Origin of the sequence: Cellulosimicrobium cellulans (assembly GCF_001722485.1) — a bacterium.
Lineage (GTDB): Bacteria > Actinomycetota > Actinomycetes > Actinomycetales > Cellulomonadaceae > Cellulosimicrobium > Cellulosimicrobium cellulans_A.
In genome coordinates this window covers 40,085-62,120 of sequence record NZ_LWGL01000003.1, presented here as the reverse complement: position 1 = coordinate 62,120, position 22,036 = coordinate 40,085, and the positions used below count along the sequence as shown (strand labels likewise).

24 protein-coding genes and 1 pseudogene are annotated in these 22,036 nt (G+C 73.8%); 14 read left to right on the top strand and 11 right to left on the bottom strand.

Annotated elements, in window-relative coordinates:
• Both JZ5iCDA_RS18675 and JZ5iCDA_RS01100 read left to right on the top strand, forming a co-directional pair.
• Positions 1–242 (top strand): annotated as a pseudogene (locus tag JZ5iCDA_RS18675) (glycosyltransferase); the annotation flags it as partial.
• Positions 239–454, top strand: a complete 216-nt coding sequence (locus JZ5iCDA_RS01100) for a CDGSH iron-sulfur domain-containing protein (protein WP_069385426.1) — start codon at positions 239–241, stop codon at positions 452–454. The pseudogene JZ5iCDA_RS18675 and the gene JZ5iCDA_RS01100, both read left to right, overlap by 4 nt.
• 3 nt (positions 455–457) lie before the next feature.
• Here the strand turns inward: JZ5iCDA_RS01100 and JZ5iCDA_RS01095 are convergent, their stop codons facing one another.
• From JZ5iCDA_RS01095 to JZ5iCDA_RS01085, 3 genes are all read right to left on the bottom strand, one after another.
• On the bottom strand, positions 458–1,261 hold the full coding sequence (locus JZ5iCDA_RS01095; RefSeq protein WP_216093377.1) for an SDR family NAD(P)-dependent oxidoreductase: 804 nt from the start codon (positions 1,259–1,261) through the stop codon (positions 458–460).
• Entirely contained in the window at positions 1,258–1,839 is a 582-nt protein-coding gene (locus JZ5iCDA_RS01090; RefSeq protein ID WP_069385425.1) for a DUF2231 domain-containing protein, read from the bottom strand. Before JZ5iCDA_RS01090 ends, JZ5iCDA_RS01095 begins: the two co-directional genes overlap by 4 nt.
• A 91-nt stretch (positions 1,840–1,930) precedes the next feature.
• Positions 1,931–2,134 (bottom strand): hypothetical protein, encoded by a 204-nt coding sequence (locus JZ5iCDA_RS01085; protein ID WP_069385424.1) that lies wholly within the window; start codon positions 2,132–2,134, stop codon positions 1,931–1,933.
• A 199-nt stretch (positions 2,135–2,333) separates the two neighbouring features.
• Here JZ5iCDA_RS01085 and JZ5iCDA_RS01080 point away from each other — a divergent pair, with 199 nt between their 5' ends.
• Together JZ5iCDA_RS01080 and JZ5iCDA_RS01075 are read left to right on the top strand one after the other, a co-directional pair.
• A complete protein-coding gene (locus JZ5iCDA_RS01080; protein ID WP_069385423.1) occupies positions 2,334–3,215 on the top strand; it encodes a manganese catalase family protein in 882 nt (293 codons plus the stop codon).
• Between the two features lie 10 nt (positions 3,216–3,225).
• The gene (locus JZ5iCDA_RS01075; RefSeq protein WP_069385422.1) at positions 3,226–3,690 is read left to right on the top strand and encodes a DUF4383 domain-containing protein; all 465 of its coding nucleotides are present in this window, start codon (positions 3,226–3,228) and stop codon (positions 3,688–3,690) included.
• 105 nt (positions 3,691–3,795) lie between these two features.
• Here the strand turns inward: JZ5iCDA_RS01075 and JZ5iCDA_RS01070 are convergent, their stop codons facing one another.
• Entirely contained in the window at positions 3,796–3,996 is a 201-nt protein-coding gene (locus JZ5iCDA_RS01070) for a hypothetical protein (protein ID WP_139122897.1), read from the bottom strand.
• Between the two features lie 202 nt (positions 3,997–4,198).
• Here JZ5iCDA_RS01070 and JZ5iCDA_RS01065 point away from each other — a divergent pair, with 202 nt between their 5' ends.
• The 5 genes from JZ5iCDA_RS01065 (at position 4,199) to ctaD (ending at position 9,797) form a co-directional block, all read left to right on the top strand.
• Positions 4,199–4,648 carry a DUF6098 family protein gene (locus JZ5iCDA_RS01065; RefSeq protein ID WP_069385420.1) on the top strand — a complete coding sequence of 150 codons (450 nt, stop codon included), beginning with the start codon at positions 4,199–4,201 and terminating at the stop codon, positions 4,646–4,648.
• A 65-nt stretch (positions 4,649–4,713) separates the two neighbouring features.
• Positions 4,714–6,078: a cytochrome P450 gene (locus tag JZ5iCDA_RS01060; RefSeq protein ID WP_069385419.1), complete on the top strand. Its 1,365-nt coding sequence runs from the start codon at positions 4,714–4,716 to the stop codon at positions 6,076–6,078.
• 146 nt (positions 6,079–6,224) lie between these two features.
• The gene (locus JZ5iCDA_RS01055) at positions 6,225–6,572 is read left to right on the top strand and encodes a hypothetical protein (protein ID WP_139122896.1); all 348 of its coding nucleotides are present in this window, start codon (positions 6,225–6,227) and stop codon (positions 6,570–6,572) included.
• Between the two features lie 44 nt (positions 6,573–6,616).
• On the top strand, positions 6,617–7,783 hold the full coding sequence (locus JZ5iCDA_RS01050; protein WP_069385417.1) for an epoxide hydrolase family protein: 1,167 nt from the start codon (positions 6,617–6,619) through the stop codon (positions 7,781–7,783).
• A gap of 172 nt (positions 7,784–7,955) precedes the next feature.
• A complete protein-coding gene (gene ctaD, locus JZ5iCDA_RS01045; protein WP_069385416.1) occupies positions 7,956–9,797 on the top strand; it encodes an aa3-type cytochrome oxidase subunit I in 1,842 nt (613 codons plus the stop codon).
• 50 nt (positions 9,798–9,847) lie between these two features.
• Here the strand turns inward: ctaD and JZ5iCDA_RS01040 are convergent, their stop codons facing one another.
• The 5 genes from JZ5iCDA_RS01040 to JZ5iCDA_RS01020 all read right to left on the bottom strand — a co-directional run bounded on the left by JZ5iCDA_RS01040 (position 9,848) and on the right by JZ5iCDA_RS01020 (position 15,655).
• A complete protein-coding gene (locus JZ5iCDA_RS01040; protein ID WP_069385415.1) occupies positions 9,848–11,053 on the bottom strand; it encodes a zinc-dependent alcohol dehydrogenase in 1,206 nt (401 codons plus the stop codon).
• A 37-nt stretch (positions 11,054–11,090) separates the two neighbouring features.
• On the bottom strand, positions 11,091–12,044 hold the full coding sequence (locus tag JZ5iCDA_RS01035) for a carbohydrate ABC transporter permease (RefSeq protein ID WP_083259518.1): 954 nt from the start codon (positions 12,042–12,044) through the stop codon (positions 11,091–11,093).
• A gap of 43 nt (positions 12,045–12,087) precedes the next feature.
• Positions 12,088–13,068 (bottom strand): carbohydrate ABC transporter permease, encoded by a 981-nt coding sequence (locus tag JZ5iCDA_RS01030; RefSeq protein WP_083259517.1) that lies wholly within the window; start codon positions 13,066–13,068, stop codon positions 12,088–12,090.
• Between the two features lies 1 nt (position 13,069).
• Positions 13,070–14,461 carry an ABC transporter substrate-binding protein gene (locus JZ5iCDA_RS01025; RefSeq protein ID WP_069385414.1) on the bottom strand — a complete coding sequence of 464 codons (1,392 nt, stop codon included), beginning with the start codon at positions 14,459–14,461 and terminating at the stop codon, positions 13,070–13,072.
• 171 nt (positions 14,462–14,632) lie between these two features.
• Positions 14,633–15,655: a zinc-dependent alcohol dehydrogenase family protein gene (locus JZ5iCDA_RS01020; protein WP_069385413.1), complete on the bottom strand. Its 1,023-nt coding sequence runs from the start codon at positions 15,653–15,655 to the stop codon at positions 14,633–14,635.
• Positions 15,656–15,794: 139 nt separating this feature from the next.
• Here JZ5iCDA_RS01020 and JZ5iCDA_RS01015 point away from each other — a divergent pair, with 139 nt between their 5' ends.
• Positions 15,795–16,409 (top strand): DUF6993 domain-containing protein, encoded by a 615-nt coding sequence (locus JZ5iCDA_RS01015; RefSeq protein ID WP_069385412.1) that lies wholly within the window; start codon positions 15,795–15,797, stop codon positions 16,407–16,409.
• 32 nt (positions 16,410–16,441) lie between these two features.
• Here JZ5iCDA_RS01015 and JZ5iCDA_RS01010 read toward each other — a convergent pair whose 3' ends face one another.
• On the bottom strand, positions 16,442–16,975 hold the full coding sequence (locus JZ5iCDA_RS01010) for a DUF488 domain-containing protein (RefSeq protein ID WP_069385411.1): 534 nt from the start codon (positions 16,973–16,975) through the stop codon (positions 16,442–16,444).
• 327 nt (positions 16,976–17,302) lie between these two features.
• On the opposite strand from JZ5iCDA_RS01010, the gene JZ5iCDA_RS01005 reads away from it, so the two are divergent.
• The 3 genes from JZ5iCDA_RS01005 to JZ5iCDA_RS00995 all read left to right on the top strand — a co-directional run bounded on the left by JZ5iCDA_RS01005 (position 17,303) and on the right by JZ5iCDA_RS00995 (position 20,611).
• The gene (locus JZ5iCDA_RS01005; RefSeq protein WP_253181900.1) at positions 17,303–17,767 is read left to right on the top strand and encodes a transporter substrate-binding domain-containing protein; all 465 of its coding nucleotides are present in this window, start codon (positions 17,303–17,305) and stop codon (positions 17,765–17,767) included.
• The gene (locus tag JZ5iCDA_RS01000) at positions 17,764–18,783 is read left to right on the top strand and encodes a cation transporter (RefSeq protein WP_083259514.1); all 1,020 of its coding nucleotides are present in this window, start codon (positions 17,764–17,766) and stop codon (positions 18,781–18,783) included. The genes JZ5iCDA_RS01005 and JZ5iCDA_RS01000 overlap by 4 nt, the downstream gene beginning before the upstream one ends.
• Before the next feature lie 85 nt (positions 18,784–18,868).
• Positions 18,869–20,611: a PP2C family protein-serine/threonine phosphatase gene (locus JZ5iCDA_RS00995; protein WP_069385410.1), complete on the top strand. Its 1,743-nt coding sequence runs from the start codon at positions 18,869–18,871 to the stop codon at positions 20,609–20,611.
• An 11-nt stretch (positions 20,612–20,622) separates the two neighbouring features.
• Here the strand turns inward: JZ5iCDA_RS00995 and JZ5iCDA_RS00990 are convergent, their stop codons facing one another.
• Positions 20,623–21,105: a glutathione peroxidase gene (locus tag JZ5iCDA_RS00990; protein WP_069385409.1), complete on the bottom strand. Its 483-nt coding sequence runs from the start codon at positions 21,103–21,105 to the stop codon at positions 20,623–20,625.
• A 138-nt stretch (positions 21,106–21,243) separates the two neighbouring features.
• Between JZ5iCDA_RS00990 and JZ5iCDA_RS00985 the strand changes: the two genes are divergently transcribed.
• Complete coding sequence (locus JZ5iCDA_RS00985; RefSeq protein ID WP_069385408.1) at positions 21,244–22,014, top strand: SDR family NAD(P)-dependent oxidoreductase; 771 nt, start codon at positions 21,244–21,246, stop codon at positions 22,012–22,014.
• The last annotated feature ends 22 nt before the right edge of the window (positions 22,015–22,036 follow it).

Sequence of the window (22,036 nt, the reverse complement as noted above, 5' to 3'; positions counted from 1 at the left end):
GCCGTCGGCGCGCGGGCGGCACGGCGCGGTTCCCGGCGTCGTCGGCGCTGTGGGCGCCGGCGTGGGTCCTCGAGCGTGCGGTGTGCGTCTGGGTCGCGCTCGGCTGGTGGGTCCTGGGCGGCGTGCCGTACGCGGGGACGCGCCTGCGGCGCGCGGCGCACACGGTCGCCGAGCTGCGGGACGCGCGGACCGGTACGGCGCGCGGCGAGCGGGACGGCACGGCGAGGGAGGTGGCGGCGTGAGCGGACGGGACGTCGAGGTGGAGGTGACCGCGTGCCCGGACGGGCCGCTGCTCGTGCGCGGCCCGGCGAGGCTCGTCGACGCGGACGGCCGGGAGATCGAGAAACGCCGGTCGACCGTCGCGCTGTGCCGCTGCGGCGGCACGGCCATCCCGCCGTGGTGCGACGGGACGCACAAGGTCAACGGCTACCGCAGCGGCGAGGCCGCCGACTGAGGTTCAGTCCTTGCCCGGCGCGTAGAACCAGCCGTGGAACGCCGTGCGCGCCGGCTGCGGCAGCACGCGCGAGATCGCGATCATGCTCTTCGCGACGACGCCCGTGGACACCTCCGCCTGCCCGCGCTCGAGCGCGTCGACGGCCAGGTGCGCCACGTGCGCGGGGCGCGACTTCGGCGACCGGCCGATGTGCGTGCGGCGCATCTGCGCCTCGCGGAAGAAGTCCGTGCTCGTCGGGCCGGGCAGGAGGGTCGTCACGGTGACGCCGCTGCCCTTCACCTCGCCGCGCAGTGACCACGCGAACGAGCGCAGGAACGCCTTCGACGCCGCATACGTGCCGAGCAGGGGAGCGGGCATCGTCGCGGCCACGGACGACGTCACGAGGAAGCGCCCGCGGCCCCGCGCCAGCAGGTCGGGGAGCACGAGGTGGGCGAGGTGGACGACGGAGCGCACGTTGAGGTCGACGAGGCGGAGCTCGTCCTCCAGCGGGCTGCGCGAGAACGGGCCGTGCACACCGACGCCGGCGTTGAGCACGAAGATCCCCACACCCATCGCGCGCGCCCGCGCCGCCGTCGTCTCGACGCCCTCGGGCGTCGCGAGGTCGACCTCCAGCCCGGCGACCTGGCCGGGACCGTCGTCGCGCAGCCGCCGCACGGCGTCGTCCACCCCCGTGTCCGCGACGACGAGCAGGTCGTGACCGCGGCGCGCGAGCTCGCGCGCGATCGCGAGGCCGATGCCGCGCGACGCGCCGGTCACGAGCGCGACGTCGCGGTCCTCCACGCGGCCGGACGGACCCGGGACCGTCACGCCGCCTCCGAGGACGAGCCGGACCCGCCGAGCGCGACGTCCGCAGGCGGCTCGCGCAGCGCCTGGGCGATGTGCCCGCCGAGGTACGCGCTCGCGCCCGCGACGCCGTACGCGAGCAGTCCGACCGCGGCGCCGGCGCCGTGCCGGCCCTTGCGGCGCAGGAGCCACGACACGCCGTACATCGCGGCGACGCCGGAGTTCAGCGTCGCGTGCACGGAGCCGACGCGGCGCGCCTTGCGGTCGACGGCGAGGTAGTCGGCGAGGCCGCTGAGCACCGTCGGGACGGTCGCGAGAAGACCGAGCCCGACGAGCCGCTGGGCGGCCGGGGTGCTCTTCCTGCCGCCCGCGACGTCGAGCACGGCCGCGCTGGTCCACAGCCCGACGGGGACGTCGGTGAGCGTCGAGTGCAGCGCGTGGCCGAGCGTGCGGCCGTGGAGCTCGTCGCGCAGGCGCCCCTCGGACGGGACGACGGCGAGCGCGACGCCGCGGACGGCGCTGGACAGGCCGTCGAGGGCTGAGGACTCCTCGAGGGCGCGCGCAGCGCGCAGCAGGACGGGGGTGTCGGTGCCGGAGGTCATGGGGCCGCTCCTCGGTCGGGGGTCGCTCCTGGGTGCGGAGCCTCGTCCGACGGTAGGCACCATCCCGGCCGCTCGCGCGTCCCCGGCAGGGTCACCCGGCGTCGAACCGGTCCTCGCCCTCGAGGTCGGGGTCGTCCTTCGGCTGCTCCCCCGGGATGCCCTGCGTGGCGCTCGGGTTGCTGGAGGGCGACACCGAGGCGTCGTCCGCGGCCGCGTCCCGGCGGACGTCGTCGCCGTCGGCGTCGTGGTCGGTGCTGCGCTCGCCCGGGTCGTGCGGTGCGGCCTGGTCGCTCATGGTGTCTCCCGTCGTGGCTCCGGTGGAGGTCCAGCGTCCGCCGGGCCGTCCTCGCACGCAGCGCGACGCCTCCCCAGATGCGACCGCACGCGGGCCGGACGACGCTGGGACCGAGAACGTTCGACGCGTCGAGAACCCGGCGCGCGCCGAGAACGCCCCGTGCAGGCAGCGGGACGGCCGACTCCCCGAGGGAGAGACGATGTTCTTCCACCGCCAAGAGCTTCAGCACAAGGCCAAGCCAGACAAGCCCGACGCCGTCTACGCCCGCAAGCTCCAGGAGGTGCTGGGCGGGCAGTACGGTGAGATCACCGTCGCCATGCAGTACGGGTTCCAGTCGTGGAACGCGCACCTGCCGGGCAAGTACCGCGACCTCCTCTACGGCATCGGTGCCGAGGAGATGGGGCACGTCGAGATGCTCGCGACGATGATCGCGCAGCTGCTCGAGGACGCGCCGCTCGGCGTGGTCGAGGGCGCGGTGCAGGACGACCCGACGGTCGCCGCGATCGTCGGGGGCACCGACCCGCAGCACGCCATCGTCGCCGGGGCCGGCGCCCGCCCGGTCGACTCGAACGGCAACCCGTGGACCGCGGCGTACGTCACGGCGAGCGGCAACATGCTCGCCGACTTCACCGCGAACGCGAACGCCGAGATGCAGGGCCGGCTCCAGGTCGCCCGGCTCTACCACATGACCGACGACCGCGGCGTGAAGGACCTCCTGGCGTTCCTCCTCGCGCGCGACACCATGCACCAGAACCAGTGGCTCGCCGCGGCCCAGGAGCTGCGCGACGAGGGTCTCGAGGAGCTTCCCGTGCCCAGCACGTTCCCGCAGAACAAGGAGCACACCGAGTCCTCCTACCAGTACATCAACTTCTCGGACGGCGAGCACGCGTCCGAGGGCCGGTGGGCGAGCGGTCCGACGCCGGACGGCAAGGGAACGTTCGAGTACGTCGCGACGCCGCCTCCCGGCGTGCCGATGCCTCCGCCCACGCAGCCCGACTCGCGCTTCCACGGCACGACGGCGAAGCCGTCGACGCTCGACAAGGCCGCAGGCGTCGTCAAGGACGCCCTGCACAAGGAATGAGGGAGACGACATGACCGCAGCATCCGCATCCGGTGCCGCCGCCCGCCCGGCCCGCACCGCACGAGGTGTCCACCAGTACCTCGCCCTGATCATCGGCGTCGTCTATCTGCTCGTCGGGATCGTCGGCTTCGCCGTCACCGGCTTCGACGGCTGGCTCGAGCACGACCACTCGCAGACCCTGCTCGGGTTCGCGATCAACCCGCTGCACAACGTCGTCCACCTGCTCATCGGCCTGCTCGGTGTGCTGCTGTGGAACCGTTCGGGCAGCGCGCGCACCTACGGGTGGATCCTCGCGATCGGGTACGGCGCCGCGTTCGTCTACGGCCTCATCGTCGTGAACAACGAGGACGCGAACATCCTCAACATCAACGGCGCCGACAACGTGCTGCACGCGGTCAGCGCGATCGCGGGCCTCGCCATCGCGCTGTGGCCGGCGCGCAAGGAGCACCCGGCGACCGGGACGGCCGCCCGGTAGGTCCACGAGCCCGCCCGCCCCGCCCGTCGGGGCGGGCGGGCCCGGACGCACGAACGGGGGCGTCGGTGCTTCGGCACCGACGCCCCCGTCTCGTCGTCCGGAGGGTCAGGCGCCCTGCCCCTCGTCCGAGGCCTCGTCGCCGGTCCGCGGGTTGACGTTCGCCGGGTCGGCGTCCGGGTCCGCGTCGTTCGACGTCCCCGCGCCCTGCGCCTCCGCGCCCTCGCGCGGGTTGAGGGACGCCGGGTCCGCGTCGGGGTCCTGGCTCGGGTCGTAGCCCTCGTTCTGCTGGCTGCTGCTCTCGCTCATCTCGTCCTCCTCGCGGTGCGGCACGCGGCCCCCGGGGTCCGAGGGGCCGGCGGTCCACACCGTGGCACGGCCGTCCGGCTCTCGCACGCTCTCGCCCGCCCCCGTGCGTCCGCGTGCCTGTGCCGCGGACCGTGCCTAGCCTGGCCGCCGAGCGGTCCCGGGTCGAGAAGCGGCTCGCACGCGGACGGACGCGGAGGTCGGGATGTCGGATCAGGTGCCGGAGCAGAAGGACTCCTCCCTCGCCGGGTACCCACGGCTGCGCAGCGTCGCCGAGGTGGCGGAGCTGGCGGGCGTCGTGGCGCCCCTGTACGTGCGGTTCAGCGGGGGACCGGAGGCGGACGCCGCGGCGACGAGCCGCGACCACGAGAGCGGGGCCCTGCTGCCAGGGCTCAGCGTCAACCCGATGAACCCGGAGCCGTGGTGGGACCGGCCGGTCGAGCACTGGGTGGCGCGCCAGCTGTGCCAGTACGCGCACCTCATGACCCCCGAGCGCTTCCCGTGGCTGCTCACCGGGACGGTCGCCGGACGCGGTCCGGACTGCGAGCCGCTGCTCGTCGAGCCCTCCCCGGTGGCGTCGATCGACCCGTCCGTCGTGGAGGAGGCGGGCCGCCTCTACCGCGAGGTGTTCGACGCGGGCCGGACCAGCACCTGACGCGCGGGCCTGCGAGCGCCGCGGGCCCTGCCTACGGTGGCCTCCCGCCGACGCTAGGAGGTCCCGTGCCCCAGTCCGCCGCCCCCACGCCCCGCTCGCTGCCGCGCGCCTCGGTGCTCGACACGCTGCTCGTCGGAGGGACGGTCGCCGTCCCGCTCCTCGCGCGCGGGCTGATCGTGCGTCGGCCCCGTGCGGTGCGCCTGGCCGAGGCGGTCGACGCCGACCGGCGCGGCGTGCGCCTGTTCCAGCGGCTGCGGCGCACCTACGGCACCGGACCGCTGCGCCTGCGGGTGCCCGGCCGCCGCGTCGTCGTGCTGCTCGCGCCCGAGCACGTGCACCGGGTCCTCGCGCAGTCGCCGGAGCCGTTCTCGCCGGCCACGAAGGAGAAGGCGGCGGCCCTGGGGCACTTCCAGCCGCACGGCGTCCTGATCTCCACGGGGGCGGACCGTGCGGACCGGCGCCGGTTCAACGAGGACGTCCTCGACAGCGGTCGCGCCGTGCACCGCACGGCGGACGCCATGGTGGCGACGATCCGGCGCGAGGTCGCCGACCTCGTCGGCACCGCGGCGGGGGAGGGGGCGCTCGACTGGGACGCGTACGCGCGCACGTGGTGGCGCATGGTGCGCCAGCTCGTGCTGGGGGCCGGCGCGCGCGACGACGAGGCCCTCACCGACGACCTGCACGTGCTGCGCGCGACGGCGAACTGGGCGTTCCTGCACCCGAGGCGGCGTGCGCGTCGCACCCGCTTCCTCGAGGGCGTGCGGCGCCAGATCGCCCGGGCGGAACCGGGGAGCCTCGCGGCGTCGATGCCGTTCGCGCACGTGAGCGACCGCACGGACCCGGAGCAGCAGGTGCCGCAGTGGCTGTTCGCGTTCGACGCCGCCGCCTGGGCGAGCTACCGGGCGCTCGCCCTGATCGCGAGCCACCCCGACGCGCTCGCGCGGGCGCGCGAGGAGATCGCGGGGCGCGACCTCACCGTGCCGCAGGACCTGCCGTACCTGCGCGCGGTCGTCCTGGAGTCGCTGCGCCTGTGGCCGACGACGCCGGCGCTCCTGCGCGAGACGACCGAGCCGACGCGGTGGGAGGGCGGCCGCGTCCCCGAGGACACGCTCGTCCTCACCTACGCGCCGTACTTCCACCGCGACGACGAGAACCTCCCCGAGGCGGACCGGTTCGCCCCGGAGCTGTGGACGGGCCCGCGCACCGAGGCCGACTGGCCGCTCGTCCCGTTCAGCGCCGGGCCCGCGGAGTGCGCGGGCCGCAACCTCGTCCTGCACGTCACGAGCACCGTGCTCGCGCTGCTCGTCGACGCGAGCGGCGAGGACGGTCCCCGGCTCGTCGGGCGCGACCCGCTCGACCCGGACACCGCCCTCCCCGGCACGCTCGACCCGTTCTCCCTGCGCTTCGCGCTCGCCGCGCAGGGTGGCTGACCGACGCGTGCCCCGGCGTGAACCGACGCGCGGGAGCGGTCGGGCGCGCGAGTGCGCGTCTCCGCGCGGTAGCGTCTCGCTCACCGTGGCACGTCGCCGAGCGTCGGCGGCCGGACCGCCGCGGGTCTCGCCCGAGGAGGGGTCTCTTGTCCGAGGTGCGTGCGGCGTCGAGGGACACGGTCGAGCTTGCCGCCGAGCCTGAGGGTCGCCGGCGTGCGAGCGGGTGGGACTGGGTGCGCACCGGTCTCCTGGTCGCGGTCGCGTGCTTCCTCGTCCATCTCGCCGGCACGCAGTGGGCGGGGTCCGTACCGGGCGCGCTGCTCCCGGCGCTCATGGCCGTCGACGCCGTGATCCTCGCGCTCTACCTGTGGCGCTCCTCGACCTCGCCGGGATTCCACCGCACCGCCCCGGGGCGGGCGTCGTTCCGGGCCGGCCTGCTCGTCTCCGGTGCCGTCTTCGCCCTGTTCGGCGCACGCGCCTTCGGCGTCCTGTAGTCCCGAGCTGCTCGGGGCGTCGACGGGCCGCTAGCCTCGGGCTCATGGCGCACCGCGTGACCGGCCTCGAGGACTTCACGCCGCAGATCCCCGCCGCCGTGGTCGAGGACCTCCGGCACCGGATCCGCTCGACGCGGTGGGTCGACGCCCCCGAGGGCCTCGGGTGGGCGGCCGGCGTCGACGTGACGTACCTGCGCGAGCTGCTCTCCTACTGGGCGGACGGCTTCGACTTCGCCGCGCACCAGGCGCAGCTCGCCGCGCTGCCCAGCCGACGAGCGACGATCGACGGGACGGCGGTCCATTTCCTCCACGCGCTGTCGACCGACGGGACCGGCGACGTGCGACCCGTGCCGCTCCTGCTCGCGCACGGGTGGCCCGACTCCGCGTGGCGGTACCGGAAGGTGCTCCCGTTGCTCGCTGCGCCGGGTGTCGCCGACGGGACGACCGGCGCGGCTCTCACGTTCGACCTGGTCGTCCCAGACATGCCGGGCTTCGGGTTCTCCGAGGCCCCGTCCGGCCCGACGCCGGACAACCGCGCGGTCGCCGGGATGTGGGCCGAGCTCATGACGGCACTGGGCTACGACCGGTTCCTCGTCGCCGGAGGCGACATGGGCAGCCATGTCGCCCGGTTCCTCGCGCTCGACTTCCCGGAGCGCGTGATCGCCGTGCACCGCACCGACGCCGGGCTCCCCGTCGTCGACGACCCGGCCTCGCTGACGCAGGAGGAGCGGGACTGGCTCGACGCCAGCAACCGGTGGCGCCTGGCCGAGGGCGGCTACGCGGCGATCCAGGGCACCAAGCCGCAGACCCTCGCCGTCGGCCTCACGGACTCGCCAGCCGGCCTCGCCGCATGGGTGGTGGAGAAGCTGCGCTCCTGGAGCGACTGCGACGGTGACGTCGAGTCCGTGTTCACGCGGGACGAGATCCTCGCCCTCCTCACCGAGCACTGGGTGGCGGGCAACGTCGGCGCCGGCGTCCGCGCGTACCGGGCCAACGCCGCGATCCCGCGCGAGCAGCACGCCCGCTACGTCGAGGTGGCGTCCGGCTTCTCCGTGTTCGCCGGCGACGTCGTGCGCCCGCCCCGTGCCTGGCTGGACCGCGTGGCGAACACCGTGTACGCCACCGAGCCGCCCCGCGGCGGCCACTTCGCCGCGTTCGAGCAGCCGGAGAGCTACGCGCACGAGCTGCGGTCGTTCTTCGGCGGCCTCTGAGGAGCCGAGCCGTCGACCCACCGGACCGATCAGGACCCGCTCGCGCCTGACATCGACGTCCCGGGCCACCATGCGCGCTCTCACGCGCGGTCGTACGCTGGTGAGGACCGCCCGTCGGACGGCCGCGCGACGAAGCCGCGCACCCACCGGTCACCATCCCGGAGGTCGAACGATGCTCGACGTCTCGGCACCTCCCCGCCCGTCCGCCCCTAGGGCGGCCCGGTCGAAGACCGGACTCGGCCGTGCCGCGGTCCGCTGGGTGACGTCCACCGACCACAAGACGATCGGCCGGATGTACCTCGTCGCCTCGTTCCTGTTCTTCCTGCTCGGCGGCCTGATGGCGCTGCTGATCCGCGCGGAGCTGTTCGAGCCGGGGATGCAGATCGTGCAGAGCAAGGAGCAGTACAACCAGCTCTTCACCATGCACGGCACCGTAATGATGCTGCTGTTCGCCACCCCGCTGTTCGCCGGGTTCGCGAACATGCTCATGCCCCTGCAGATCGGCGCGCCCGACGTCGCGTTCCCCCGGCTGAACATGCTGTCGTTCTGGCTGTTCCTCTTCGGCGGGCTCATCGCCACCGGCGGGTTCCTCACGCCTCAGGGCGCCGCGTCCTTCGGCTGGACCGCGTACACGCCCCTGTCCAGGGAGCCGTTCAGCCCGGGGATCGGGGGAGACCTGTGGGTGTTCGGCCTCGCCATGGCCGGGTTCGGGACGATCCTCGGCGCGGTCAACTTCATCACGACGATCATCGCGATGCGCGCCCCGGGGATGACGATGTTCCGGATGCCGATCTTCACGTGGAACACGCTCATCACGAGCCTGCTCGTGCTCATGGCGTTCCCCGTGCTCGCCGCGGCGCTCTTCGCGCTCGGCGCCGACCGGAGGCTCGGGGCGCAGATCTACGACCCGGAGAACGGCGGCGCGCTGCTGTGGCAGCACCTGTTCTGGTTCTTCGGCCACCCCGAGGTGTACGTCATCGCGCTGCCGTTCTTCGGCATCATCACGGAGATCATCCCCGTGTTCTCCCGCAAGCCGCTGTTCGGGTACCGCGGGATGGTCTACGCGACGATCGCGATCGCCGGCCTGTCCATGACGGTCTGGGCCCACCACATGTTCACGACCGGGGCGGTCCTGCTGCCGTTCTTCGCCCTCATGACGATGCTCATCGCGGTCCCGACGGGCGTGAAGTTCTTCAACTGGATCGGCACGATGTGGCGCGGGAAGCTCACGTTCGAGACGCCGATGCTGTGGGCCGTCGGGTTCCTCGTGACGTTCCTCTTCGGCGGGCTCACCGGCATCGTCCTCGCGAGCCCCCCGCTCGACTTCCAGGTGCACGACTCGTACTTCGTGGTGGCGCACTTCCACTACGTGGTGTTCGGCACGGTCGTGTTCGCGATGTTCGCCGGCTTCTACTTCTGGTGGCCCAAGCTGACCGGCCGGCGCCTCGACGAGCGGCTCGGCAAGATCCACTTCTGGCTGCTGTTCATCGGGTTCCACACGACGTTCCTCATCCACCACTGGCTCGGCGTCGAGGGCATGCCGCGCCGCTACGCCGACTACGCCGCGAACGACGGGTTCACCTGGGAGCACCAGGTCTCCACCGTCGGGGCGTTCGTCCTCGGCGCCTCGACCCTGCCGTTCCTGTGGAACGTGTACACGACGTGGCGCAACGCGCCGAAGGTGGAGGTCGACGACCCGTGGGGCTACGGGCGCTCGCTCGAGTGGGCGACGTCGTGCCCGCCCCCGCGCCACAACTTCGAGGCCCTCCCGCGCATCCGGTCCGAGTCCCCGGCCTTCGACCTGCACCACCCCGAGGTCGTCGCGATGGAGCACGTGGAGGAGCGGCAGGGACCGCTCGAGCAGGTGTACGGCGAGGCGGAGCGGCGGGGCGAGTCGGGCCTCGCGCGCGACCACATCATGGGGCGCCCGCGCCGTCAGGACTCCACGAGCACGCACGTGGAGGACGAGGACGGCGGCGCCCCGGGCGGGCGCGGGCCACGCCCGGGGGCGTGACCTCGCGCCGGCCTCGCCCGTGACGGCGCGCCGACCTCACCGGGGCCGGCTCACGCGGCGGTGTCGTCCCAGGGGTCGAGCACGACCTTGATGCAGCCGTCCTCCTTGCGCTGGAACGTGCGGTACGCCTCCGGGGCCTTCTCGAGCGGCACGCGGTGCGTGCGCAGGTCGAGCACCCCGAGGGGGTCCGCCGGGTCCTGCACGAGCGGCAGGACGTCGTCCGTCCACCGCCGCACGTTCGCCTGCCCCATGCGGATCGTGAGCTGCTTGTCGAAGAGCTGCATCATCGGCAGCGGGTCCTTCGCACCGCCGTACACGCCCGAGAGCGAGACGGTGCCGCCGCGGCGCACGAGCGAGAACGCCGTGTACAGGGCGGCGAGGCGGTCGGTGCCGGCCCGCTCGGTGAGCGGCGCGGCGACCGCGTCCGGCAGGAGGCCGACGACCTTCTGCGTCGTCTCGGCGACGGGCGAGCCGTGCGCCTCCATGCCGACGGCGTCGACCACCGAGTCGGGGCCGCGCCCGCCCGTGAGGTCGAGGACGACGGAGCGCAGGTCGTCGACGGCGGACGGGTCGATCGTCCGGACGCCGTGCCGCTCGGCCATGGCACGCCGCTCGGGCACCATGTCGATCCCGACGACGAGCCCCGCGCCACGGTGTCGCGCGATGCGCGCCGACATCTGGCCGATCGGCCCCAGGCCCAGCACGACGACGCTCCCGCCCTCCGGCACGTCCGCGTACTCGACGGCCTGCCACGCCGTCGGGACGACGTCCGACAGGTAGAGGTACTTCTCGTCGGGCGCGCCGTCGTGCGGCACGACGACCGGCCCGTAGTGCGCCTGCGGCACGCGCAGGTACTGCGCCTGCCCGCCGGGCACCTGCCCGTACAGCCTGGTGTACCCGAAGAGCGCGGCACCCTTGTCCTGGGACCGCACCTGCGTCGTCTCGCACTGGGTCTGCAACCCGCGCTCGCACATCCAGCAGCGCCCGCACGCGATGTTGAAGGGCACGACGACGCGGTCGCCGATCTTCAGGTCGCCCGCCTCCGGGCCGACCTCCTCGACGACGCCCATCGCCTCGTGCCCGAGCACGTCGCCGCGGTCGAGGAACATGCCCAGCACCCCGTACAGGTGCAGGTCGGACCCGCAGATCGCGGTCGACGTCACCCGGATGACGGCGTCCGTGGGTTCCTCGACGCGCGGGTCCGGGACGTCCTCGACGCTCACGTGCTCGCGGCCCTGCCAGGTCAGCGCTCGCATGGTCGCTCCTTCCGCTGGGGTTCGGTCGTTCTCTCGGTCAGCCCTTGCTCCCGGTCGTCGCGACGCCCTCGACGAAGTGCCGCTGGCCCAGGAAGAAGAGCAGGATCATGGGGACCGTCGTGATCACCGAGGCGGTGACGACGACCTCCCACTGCGACTCGCCGCCCGGGCCGAACTGGTCGACGAGCGCCTTGAGGCCGCGGGGGATGGTGAAGGTCGACGAGTCCTGCAGGTAGATGAGCGGGCGCATGAGGTCGGTCCACGACGCCTGCGCCTCGAACAGGAAGGTCAGCACGAGCGCGGGCCGGCACAGCGGGACGGCGATCCGCCAGAACTGCTGCCAGTTGTTCGCCCCGTCGAGCCGCGCCGCCTCGAACGGCTCGCGCGGCAGCCCGAGGAAGAACTGGCGCAGCAGGAAGATGTAGAACGCGCTGCCGAAGAGGTTGCCCGCCCACAGCGGCACGTTGGTCCCCACGAACCCGAGCTGGTTCCAGATGAGGAACGTCGGGATGAGCGTCACCGCGCCGGGCAGCATCATCGTCGCGAGCACGAGGCCGAACAGCGGCCCGCGCCCCGGGAAGCGGAAGTACGCGAATCCCCACGCGACGAGCGCGCTCGAGACGGTCACGGTGCCGGCGGCGAGCACGGTCACGACGACCGTGTTGCCGAGCCACAGCGCGAGCGGCGCCTCCTGCCAGACCGTCACGTAGTTGTCGAGCGTGAACGTGGACGGGACCAACCGGTTGTCGAAGACGTCGGCACGCGGCTTGAACGACGCGGCGAGCAGCCACAGCAGCGGGTAGACGAACACCGCCGTCGCGACGAGGAGCGCGACGAGCACGAGGACGCGCACGACGCGCCGTCGCGGGCTGCGGCCCGCCCGGGTGCCGCGGGGCGGCGGGGGAGGGCCGACGACGACGGGCGCGCCGGTGGTCGGGTCCGGCGCCGCGCCCGGGCCGGAGACCGCCGGCCGCGGGGGTGCGGCGGTCACCGGTCTGCTCCGTCCACCGCCGCGCCCCGCACCGCTGCGCCGCTCATCGCTGTTCTCCCTCGTAGTACACGAGGCGTCGCGACACGAGGAGCTGGACGAGCGTCACGAGCATGATGACGACGAACAGCAGCCACGCCAGCGCCGACGCGTACCCCATGTGCAGCTCCTGGAAGCCCTCCTGGAAGAGGTAGATGACGTAGAAGAGCGCGGCGTCGTTGCGGTACGTCGAGTTCCCGGCACCGAAGTACGCCGCGTACGCCTCCGTGAACATCTGGAAGCCGGCGATCGTGTTCACCACGACGACGAAGAAGATCGCGCCGCTGATCATCGGGACGGTGACGGTGCCGGTGCGCCGCCAGAAGCCCGCGCCGTCGACGCGCGCCGCGTCGTACAGGTCCTGCGGGACGTTGCGGAGCGCGGCGAGCAGGATGATGACGGCCGAGCCCACGGTCCACAGGCTGATGAGCACGAGGCCGGGCTTGATCCAGTCCTGGTCGGTGGTCCACGACGGCCCCTGGATCCCGAACCACGACAGCACCTCGTTCACCACGCCGTACTGCCCGTTGAACAGCAGCAGGAGCAGCACGCCGACGGCGACGGGCGGCGTCATCTTGGGGATGAAGAACGCCGTGCGGAAGAAGCCGGCCGAGCGCCCCGCCTGGTTGAGCAGGATCGAGAGCCCGAGCGCGAGGACCGTGTAGAGCGGCACCTGCAGCACCGTGTACACGAGCGTGTTCCACAGCGACAGTGCCACCTTCGGGTCCTGCGCCATCTCGCGGTAGTTCTCGAGACCGACGAACGTCGGGTCGTTGATGACGTCGTAGTCCGTGAGGGACAGGTACGCGCTGTACAGGATCGGCCACGCGGTGAAGACGAGGAACCCGACGATCCACGGGCTGATGAACCGCAGCGCCGCGTTGCGCTCGCGCCGCCCGCTCGGGGTCAACCGGCGTCGGCGCGGCGCACGGCTCCTGGCCGGCGGCGCCGCGGCAGGCCCGGGCGCGGTGGCCTCGACCGCGGCCACGTCACTCCTCCTCGTCCCACTGCGCCCACGCGTCGTCGAGGGCGGCCTGCGCCTCCTCCTGCGCCTGCGCCATCGCGTCGGCCGGCGCCTGCTGGCCGTTGAGCACGCGGTTCACGGCGTCCTGCCACGCGGTCTCGAACTCGTTGTCCGCGGGGTTGGCGGGCAGGGCGAACGTCGCGTCGTTCGCCGCGTACATCGCGTCGATGGCGTCCTGCCACGGCTGGGGCGCGTCGTCGGGCACGAGCTCGGTGCGGATCAGCTCGTCGGCCTCCTCGTTGCCCGTCAGCACACCGGTGAAGACGAGGCCCTCCTCCGCACGCGCGTCCGCGCGGGCCTGCGCGGCCTCCGTCCACGCGTCCGTCTCGGTCATGAGCCGCGCGAACCGGCACGCGGCCGCCGGGTTCTCGCTCCCGCGCGGCACCGCCCACGCGGACCCGGACGCGAAGGCGATCGGCTCGCCGTCGGGCGTGCGCACCGCGTCGAACGCCATGGGGGCGTCGGGCGAGGACTCGGCGAGGACGTTGATGTACCACTGCTCCATCGGCATCGCGCCGAGCACGCCCGTGGCGAACTGGTTGCCGGAGCCGAAGAAGTCCGCCGAGTCGCGGTACGTCTTCACCGCGGGGAAACCGCCCTGCGCGTCGTAGACGCCGACGGCCCACCCCAGGGACTCGACCACCTCCGGGCTGTCGAGCTGCGCGGTGCGCCCGTCCTCGGACAGCATGTCGGCGCCCGCCGCCTTGGCCCACAGCGGCAGGAACTCGGGGAGCTTCGAGTCGTAGCCGATGACGCTGAGCGTGCCGCCGTCGGCCCGCATCAGGGCCTCGTTCGCCGCGGTGACCGCCTCGCGGTCGGAGCCGTTCACGTCCTCCACCGTGAGCCCCGCCGCGTCGAGGAGGTCGGCGTTCGCCATGGTGACCTGGACCTGGTTGAACTCGGGGATCCCGTAGACGCTGCCCGCGAACGTCACCTGCTCGACCGCCGAGTCGACGAAGGCGTCCATGTCGACGCCCTCCGCGTCGATGCACTCGTCGAGCGGGAGGATCGCGTCGCGCGAGGCGAACGTGCCGATCTGGTCGCGGTTCGCGTAGACGACGTCCGGCGGGTTGCCGGACGCGACGGCGGACAGGAAGGCCTGGATGTCGAGCTCGCCCTCCGAGAGCCGCACGTCCACGCCGTCGAGGCCCTGCACCGCCCGCTCGTACCGGACCTCGCCGATCTCGTCGCCCGTGCCGAACCCCATGACGGACAGCTCCCCCGAGCCCGACCCCTCCGCCGAGAAGTCGATCTCCGCGTCGGTCTCGCCCGTCCCCTGGGCGCAGCCCGCCGCGAGGGCGAGCGCGCCGACCACGGCGCCGGTCCGTGCGGCGGCGCTGCCGCGTCGTCGTGCCATGGTGAGCCTCCTCGGGAGATCCACGGGACGCCCCCGGGTGCGGTCGCGTCCGCGCTGCTCGTGGCGCCAGGGCGGTCGCCCGACGTCGCCGCCAGTGAAGCACCGCCGACCACTTCTCACACTCCGAGCCGCTTCTCGAGCCGGACGAACCGGGCGCCGCGAGGGCGGCGGTCACGGCGTGAGCAGCACCTTGATCGCGCGGCGCTCGTCCATGGCCCGGTAGCCCTCGGCGGCCTCCTCGAGCGGGAGCGTGAGGTCGAAGACGCCGCTCGCGTCGAGCTCCCGGTCCCAGATCCGGCGGACGAGGTCCGGCAGGAAGCGGCGCACGGGGGCGGGGCCGCCGTGCAGGTGCACGGTGGCGACGAAGAGCTCGTCGCCGGAGCGCTCGACGTCGTGCGCGACGCCGACGAACCCGACGTGCCCGCCGTGGCGCGTCGCGCGGATCGCCTGCGTCATCGACTCCTGCGTGCCGACGGCCTCGATCACCGAGTGCGCCCCGAGCCCGCCCGTGAGCTCCTTGATCCGGGCCACGCCCTCGTCGCCGCGCTCGGTGACGACGTCCGTCGCGCCGTACTCGCGCGCGAGCCGCTGGCGGTCGGCGTGCCGGGACATCGCGACGATCCGCTCGGCGCCCAGCTCCCGGGCCGCCAGGACGCCGAGCAGGCCGACGGCGCCGTCGCCGACGACGGCGACCGTCTTGCCCGGACCGACCTCCGCGGCCACCGCGGCGAACCAGCCGGTGCCGAGCACGTCGGACGCGGCGAGCAGGGACGGGACGATCTCCGGGTCCGGCTCGCCCGGCGTCGCGACGAGGGTGCCGTCCGCGAGGGGCACGCGCAGGTACTGGGCCTGGCTGCCGAGCCTGCCCATGGGGACGGAGTGCACGCAGCGGGACTGGTAGCCGGCCCGGCAGATCTCGCACGTGTCGTCGGACGCGATGAACGACCCGACCACGTGGTCGCCGACCCGGATCCTCGTCACGGCGTCGCCCACCTCCTCGACGACGCCGACGTACTCGTGGCCCATCGGCTGCGGGCGGTCGACCCGCTCGGCGCCGCGGTACGGCCACAGGTCCGACCCGCAGATGCACGCGGCCGTGACCCGGATGACCGCGTCGGTCGCTTCCACGACCTCCGGTCGCTCCCGGTCCTCGACGCGGACGTCGCCCGGGCCGTGCAGGATCACTCCCCGCATGGGTCCTCCTCGTTCTCGGTGCCTCCCCGCAGCCTGCGGCATCCGGCCGCCGCCGGCACGGCGGGCCCGTGTGCCGATGTCGTGCAGATCGGGCCACGACGCGTTCCGCGCGTCCCGTGCCGTGTGCCAGGGTGCCTGCGTGGACGGAGAGACCTCGTCGGTGCCGGGACGGGTCGCGCGCGTCGTCGCGTGGACCCTCGGCCTGGGCGTCGCCGCCCTCCTCGGCTGGTTCGTCCTCCTCGTCGTGGGCGTCGGTGCCTGGAGCGACGCGTACGACGACGCGACCGCGCCCGGTCCGGCCGTCTCGCCGTCGGCGACGGTCACCGGCGCGTGCCCCGAGACCGGGACGGACGACGCAGGAGGCGGGGACCCGGCGTCGGGCACGACGTGCGCGCCGTACGACGGCGAGGCCGCGATGCGGGCGAACGAGGCGTACCGGCAGCGCGCCGGCACGCCCGAGGGCGACGCGCTCGCGGCGCAGTCGGTCCCGGCCGTCGAGTCGGCGCTGGTGCCGCTCGTCACCGGCGAACCGCTGGACCGCGACGAGGTCGTGGCGGCGCTCCGCGCGGCGGGCTTCACCGATGCGGCCGTGACACCGGAGACCTCGCCGCTCGGCCTGGTCGCGACGAGCTTCGGCGTGGGCGTGAGCGTGCCGGGCGGGTGCGTCTTCGGCGGAGTCGCGCCGGACGGCGTCACGCTCGAGGCCGGCGGCCCGATCGCGGACGGCGGCTGCCTGGCGATGCCGGCGCACTGACCTGGCGCTCCGTCCTGGCGCACCGTCCTGGCTCAAGGACCGTCGTCGGCCTCCGGCGGGTACCAGACCCGCGTCCCGTCCACGCGCGCGAACGAGGTGAGCGTGTGGGGGCGCGCCGGGCCGGGCGAGACGATGTCGCGCACCTCGACGCCGCGGACGACGAGCGCGTCCCCGATCAGCGAGCGGTGGCAGCGCCACGGCACCGCCTCGGCGCACATGATGACCAGGTCGTCGTGGTGGGAGCGGGCCACGAGGTCGTCGACGGCGTCCTGGAACTCGCGCGTCTGCATGTGGTCCGCGTACCCGCGGAACGACGCGTTGCGCCACGCGCCGTTCTCGCTGTCGGGGCGCGTGCGGCGCAGCCCGCCGAGCGGCTTCGCCCACCGGTAGGTGATCCGGTGCGCGCGCAGGCTCGGCGCGAGCGCGTCGCGGTGGAACTGCGGGTTCCGGAGCGACTTCGGCACGGTCCGCACGTCGACGAGCCGTCGCACCCCGTGGTCCCGCAGCAGGGTGACGAACTCGTCGATGCTCCGCGTGGAGTGCCCGACCGTGTGCACGACGCTCACCCCACCACGGTAGGAAAAGCCGCCGAGGAATGCGCTCCGAACCGGTCGCGGTACCGCCGGGTGCATTTCCGGCACGCGTATTCCGGCGCGGTCGCCACGACAGGCGGTGCGGGCCCGACCGGGGCTATGGTGGCGGGTCAACGCCGGTCCCTCCGCGGGTGGCGAGCAGCGGACCGTCGGCCGAAAATGCGTGCCACGGCGCCGTGGAGAGCATTTCCCCGCCGCGCGCGGGGGACGCAGAATTGGAGGTTCGTCGTGACCGGGCGGTTCTCTTCCTCGCGCTTTTCCCCGGGGCGCGGCACATTCCCCGCCGTCGCGCGGGCGGCCGTGGCCGCCGGGGTCGCGGTCGCCGTGGCGAGCGGGTGCGCGACCACGATCCCCACCGACCCGGACGGGACGCTCGACCGCGTCACGGGCGGCACGCTGCGCGTCGGGGTCTCGCCGAACCCGCCGTGGACCGAGCTGCCCGACGGCCCGGACGGCGACCCGACCGGTCTCGAGGTCGACCTCGTGGAGGACTTCGCCGCGACGGTCGGCGCGGAGGTCCGGTGGGAGCCGGGCGGCGAGGAGGACCTCGTCGGGCGGCTCGAGGACGGCGAGCTCGATCTCGTCGTCGGCGGTCTCACGGCCCGGTCGCCGTGGGCCGACAAGGCGGCGCTCACGTACCGGTACACGATCACGACCGACGACCGTGGCAGGGAGGAGCTGCACGTGATGGCCGCGCCGATGGGGGAGAACGCCTTCCTCGTGGAGCTCGAGCGCTTCCTCCTCGACCAGGACCTGCCGCGATGAGCGCGCGGTTCGGGCACACCGAGCTGCCGGAGCCCCAGGACGCGGCGCTGCGCCGCGCCAAGCGCCTGGCGTGGCTCACCATCGCCTTCCTCGTCACCGCGGTCACCGGGACCTACCTCGTCATGGGCAGCTCGCAGGCCATGAAGGCGGCGTGGGCCGAGGACATGCTGTCCTTCATCCCGCCGATCGCCTTCCTCGTCGCCGTCCGCGTCGCGGGCCGGCGGCCCAGCGCCCGGCACCCCTACGGCTACCACCGCTCGGTCGGCGTGGGCCATCTCGTGGCCGCCACGGCGCTGTTCACCATGGGCGCCCTGCTCGTCTGGGACTCGGCGTCAGGCCTGATCGCGGGCGAGCACCCGCCCGTCGGGCTGATCGAGGTCGGCGGCCACGTCGTCTGGTCCGGATGGCTCATGATCGCCGTCCTGGCCTACACGGCCGTGCCGCCGGTGCTGCTCGGACGCGCGAAGATGCCGCTGGCCGAGGCGCTGCACGACCGCGTCCTGTACGCGGACGCAGACATGAACAAGGCCGACTGGATGACGGCGGTCGGCGGGATCGTCGGCATCCTCGGGATCGGGGTGGGGCTCTGGTGGGCGGACGCCGCCGCCGCGCTGTTCATCTCGGGCAGCATCCTCCACGACGGCGTGCGCAACCTCCGGGTCGCCGTCCGGGCGCTCATGGACGCGCGCGCCGAGACCTACGACGGGGACGACACCCACCCGCTCGTCGGGCAGATCGACCGGCGGCTGGCATCGCTGCCCTGGGTCGCGCAGGCAGGGTCACGGGTGCGGGACATGGGGCACGTCTTCCACGTCGAGGCGTTCGTCGTGCCGCACGACGGGCACCAGCCGACCCTCGCGGAGCTGGTCGACGCGCGAGAGGCGGTGCTGGCGCTGGACTGGAAGGTCGAGGACGCGGTCGTCGTGCCGTCGCCGGAGCTGTCGCCGCGGCGCCTGCCCGCGGAGCCGGGGGAGCAGGGCGCCCGTGCGCCGCACGAGGGGCACGCTCCTGCCTGAGCGGACGGCCGCCGCGGACCGCGACGCGGAGCGCCGGCCGTCTCGAGGCGTGAGTGGCAGCGCACCCGGCCCGTACGATTCTCGGATGGATGCGGAGTGGTTCGTCGAGGCGACGGCGCAGTGCGCCGTCGGCCGAGAGGCGCGCGCGGTCGCGTGGGAGGACACCCCGCTCGGGCACCCGGGCACGTGGTCGAACGCCCTGCGTCACGCCGTGCAGCTGTGCTTCTCGTCGCGGTTCCCGATCATGATGGTCTGGGGCCCGGAGCTGACGATCCTGTACAACGACGGTTTCCGGCAGGTCCTCGGCACGGACAAGCACGCGGGCGCCATGGGTGCGCCGGCCCCGGTCGTCTGGCGCGAGATCTGGGACGACGTCGGCCCGCTGTTCGAGGACGTGCTCCGCACGGGGCAGGCGACGTGGCACGAGGACCTGCGCCTCGTCATGAACCGCTCCGGCTTCGACGAGGAGACGTTCTTCACCTTCTCCTACAGCGCGCTGCGCGACGACGACGGGCGGATCGCCGGGGTCCTCGACATCGCGACCGAGACGACCCAGGAGGTCGTGAACCAGCGGCGCCTCGTGACGCTCGGCGAGCTGCACGCCGCCCTGCCCACCCGGTTCGGTGACCTGCGCTCGTTCGCCCGCCCCGTGGTCTCGGTGCTCGGCGAGTGCACGGACATCGCGCGCGCCGCGTTCTACGACGTCGCCGACGACGGGCCCCAGCTCGTCCTGCAGTCGGGTGCCACGGCGGACGACGACGAGGAGCGCCGCGTCCGGCGCGCCTTCGACACCCGGCAGCGCGAGGTCGCCGACGGCATCGTCGTCAAGCCGCTGCGCGACCCGAGCCGCGGCGGGATCGCGGGCGTCGTCGTGCTCCGTGCCGCGCCCGGCCGCCCCTGGGACGGTGACTACGCGCGCTACCTGTCGGTGCTCGCCTCGACCATCGGGGCCGCGCTGCGGGACGCCGTGCGGCTGCGCAGCACCCTCGACGCGCTGCGCCAGCGCGCGAGGCGCTCCGAGCGGGAGATGGCGCGCGTCCGCGAGGTCTCGCTCGCGCTGCAGCAGGCGGTGCTGACGGACCCGCCGCACCCCGACCATCTCGAGGTGGCCGTGCACTACCAGCCCGCCGCGCTCGAGCGCGACATCGGCGGCGACTGGTACGACGCGTTCGTGAACCGCGACGGTGCCACGACCCTCGTGATCGGGGACGTGGTCGGCCACGACCTGACGGCTGCCGTGACGATGGGCCAGCTCCGCGGGCTCGTCCGTGCGATCGGCTACGACAGCGGCGAGTCCCCCGCACGGGTCCTCGAGCGCGTGGACGCCGCCATCGAAGGCCTGGCGCTGGGGCCGGCGGCGATCGCGACCGCGATCGTCGCGCGCATCGAGCAGAGCGAGCACGAGCTCCGGCACGACCTGCGCACCGTGCGGTGGTCGAGCGCGGGACACCTGCCCCCGCTGCTGGTCCGCGCCGACGGCCGCGTCGACATCCTCTCTCTGGACAGCGACCTGCCGCTCGGCCTGGTCCCCACCACCGTGCGGCACGAGCGCACGGTCGAGCTGCACCCCGACGAGACGCTCGTGCTCTACACGGACGGGCTCGTCGAGCGCCGGGACCGCAGCGTCCGGGAGGACCTCGACGAGCTGGCCCGCGCGCTCGAGGGCACGCACGCCCTCACGGTGCAGGAGGTCGTCAAGACGGCCATCGCGCGCATGCTGCCGGGCCGCGGGGAGGACGACGTCGCCATCGTGGCGCTGCGCACCGGCCCGGAGGACGTGCCGCGGCCGGCCGCGACCGCGCCGACCGCGTCCGCGACGACGGCCTGAGCGGCGGCCGCTCAGCGCGGCAGGTGCTTCTCGACCAGCCCGACGATCGCCGGGTCGTCCGGCTCGGTGCGCGGCCGGAACCGGTGCACCTCGCCGCCGGGCACCACGAGGAACTTCTCGAAGTTCCACGTCACGCGCCCGGCCCTGCCGTCGGCGTCGGGCGTCTTCTTGAGCTCGGTGTACAGCGGGTGCTCGTGCCGCCCGTTGACGCGCACGCGGTCCACCACGGGGAACGTGACGCCGTACGTCGTCGAGCAGAACTCCTGGATCGCGTCGTTGCTGCCGAGCTCCTGCAGGAACTGGTTGCTGGGGAAGCCGACGACCTGGAACCCGCGGTCCCCGTACGTCCGCTGCAGCCTCTCGAGCGTCGCGTACTGCGGCGCGAGCCCGCAGCGCGACGCGACGTTGACGACCATGACCACGTCGTCCCGGTGCTCGCCCAGCGTGCGCGTCGATCCGTCCGTCGCCCGGAAGGGGATGTCGTACAGGCTCACCGTCGCCTCCTGTCGTGGGTCGCCCCCATCCTGCCTGGTTAGGCTGACGTCGGGCCACGTGCCCGGCTGCCTGCCCGGCGATGACGCGGTGGCGCAGGGAGCGGTCCGGTCGACGGCGACGGAGCGGAGGAGCACGGCATGCGGATCGACGGCACGGTGGCGCTCGTGACGGGCGGGGCCTCGGGGCTCGGGCGGGCGACGGCGGAAGGTCTCGTCGCGGCGGGGGCGCGCGTCGTCGTCGCGGACCTCGCGTCGTCCGACGGCGCGGCGGTCGCCGACGCGCTCGGCGACGCGGCGCGGTTCGTCCCCACGGACGTCACCAGCGAGGACGACGTCGCGCGGGCGCTCGACGCCGCCGACGCCCTCGGCGGGGCGCGCGTCGTCGTGAGCTGTGCCGGGATCGTGCTGGCCCGGCGCGTGCTGGGGAAGCACGGGGTCCACGCGCTCGACGCGTTCCGCCGTGTCCTGGACGTCAACCTCGTCGGCACGTTCAACGTCGCGCGCCTCGCGGCCGAGCGCATGCTGCGCCTCGACCCGCTCGGGCCCGACGGCGAGGAGCGCGGCGTGCTCGTCCACACCGCCTCGGTCGCGGCGTACGACGGGCAGGTGGGGCAGGCCGCGTACGCGGCGTCGAAGGCGGGCGTGGCCGGGATGACGCTCGCGCTCGCGCGCGACCTCGCGCAGCACCGCATCCGGGTGGCGACGATCGCCCCGGGGATCTTCAGCACCCCCATGATGGCGTCGCTGCCCGAGGCGGCGCAGGAGTCGCTCGCGGCGCAGGTGCCCCACCCGAGCCGCCTCGGCCGGCCGGAGGAGTACGCACAGCTCGTCCGGGCCGTCGTCGAGAACCCCATGCTCAACGGCGAGGTGATCCGCCTCGACGGCGCCATCCGCATGGCGCCGCGCTGACGGCCGCGCCGGGCCACGAGGG

Coding starts and splice junctions, on each gene's coding strand:
- JZ5iCDA_RS01090 (WP_069385425.1), bottom strand. CDS start 1,839: ATGACCTCCGGCACCGACACCCCCGTCCTGCTGCGCGCTGCGCGCGCC.
- JZ5iCDA_RS01085 (WP_069385424.1), bottom strand. CDS start 2,134: ATGAGCGACCAGGCCGCACCGCACGACCCGGGCGAGCGCAGCACCGAC.
- JZ5iCDA_RS01080 (WP_069385423.1), top strand. CDS start 2,334: ATGTTCTTCCACCGCCAAGAGCTTCAGCACAAGGCCAAGCCAGACAAG.
- JZ5iCDA_RS01075 (WP_069385422.1), top strand. CDS start 3,226: ATGACCGCAGCATCCGCATCCGGTGCCGCCGCCCGCCCGGCCCGCACC.
- JZ5iCDA_RS01070 (WP_139122897.1), bottom strand. CDS start 3,996: ATGAGCGAGAGCAGCAGCCAGCAGAACGAGGGCTACGACCCGAGCCAG.
- JZ5iCDA_RS01065 (WP_069385420.1), top strand. CDS start 4,199: ATGTCGGATCAGGTGCCGGAGCAGAAGGACTCCTCCCTCGCCGGGTAC.
- JZ5iCDA_RS01050 (WP_069385417.1), top strand. CDS start 6,617: ATGGCGCACCGCGTGACCGGCCTCGAGGACTTCACGCCGCAGATCCCC.
- ctaD (WP_069385416.1), top strand. CDS start 7,956: ATGCTCGACGTCTCGGCACCTCCCCGCCCGTCCGCCCCTAGGGCGGCC.
- JZ5iCDA_RS01040 (WP_069385415.1), bottom strand. CDS start 11,053: ATGCGAGCGCTGACCTGGCAGGGCCGCGAGCACGTGAGCGTCGAGGAC.
- JZ5iCDA_RS01025 (WP_069385414.1), bottom strand. CDS start 14,461: ATGGCACGACGACGCGGCAGCGCCGCCGCACGGACCGGCGCCGTGGTC.
- JZ5iCDA_RS01020 (WP_069385413.1), bottom strand. CDS start 15,655: ATGCGGGGAGTGATCCTGCACGGCCCGGGCGACGTCCGCGTCGAGGAC.
- JZ5iCDA_RS01000 (WP_083259514.1), top strand. CDS start 17,764: ATGAGCGCGCGGTTCGGGCACACCGAGCTGCCGGAGCCCCAGGACGCG.
- JZ5iCDA_RS00995 (WP_069385410.1), top strand. CDS start 18,869: ATGGATGCGGAGTGGTTCGTCGAGGCGACGGCGCAGTGCGCCGTCGGC.
- JZ5iCDA_RS00985 (WP_069385408.1), top strand. CDS start 21,244: ATGCGGATCGACGGCACGGTGGCGCTCGTGACGGGCGGGGCCTCGGGG.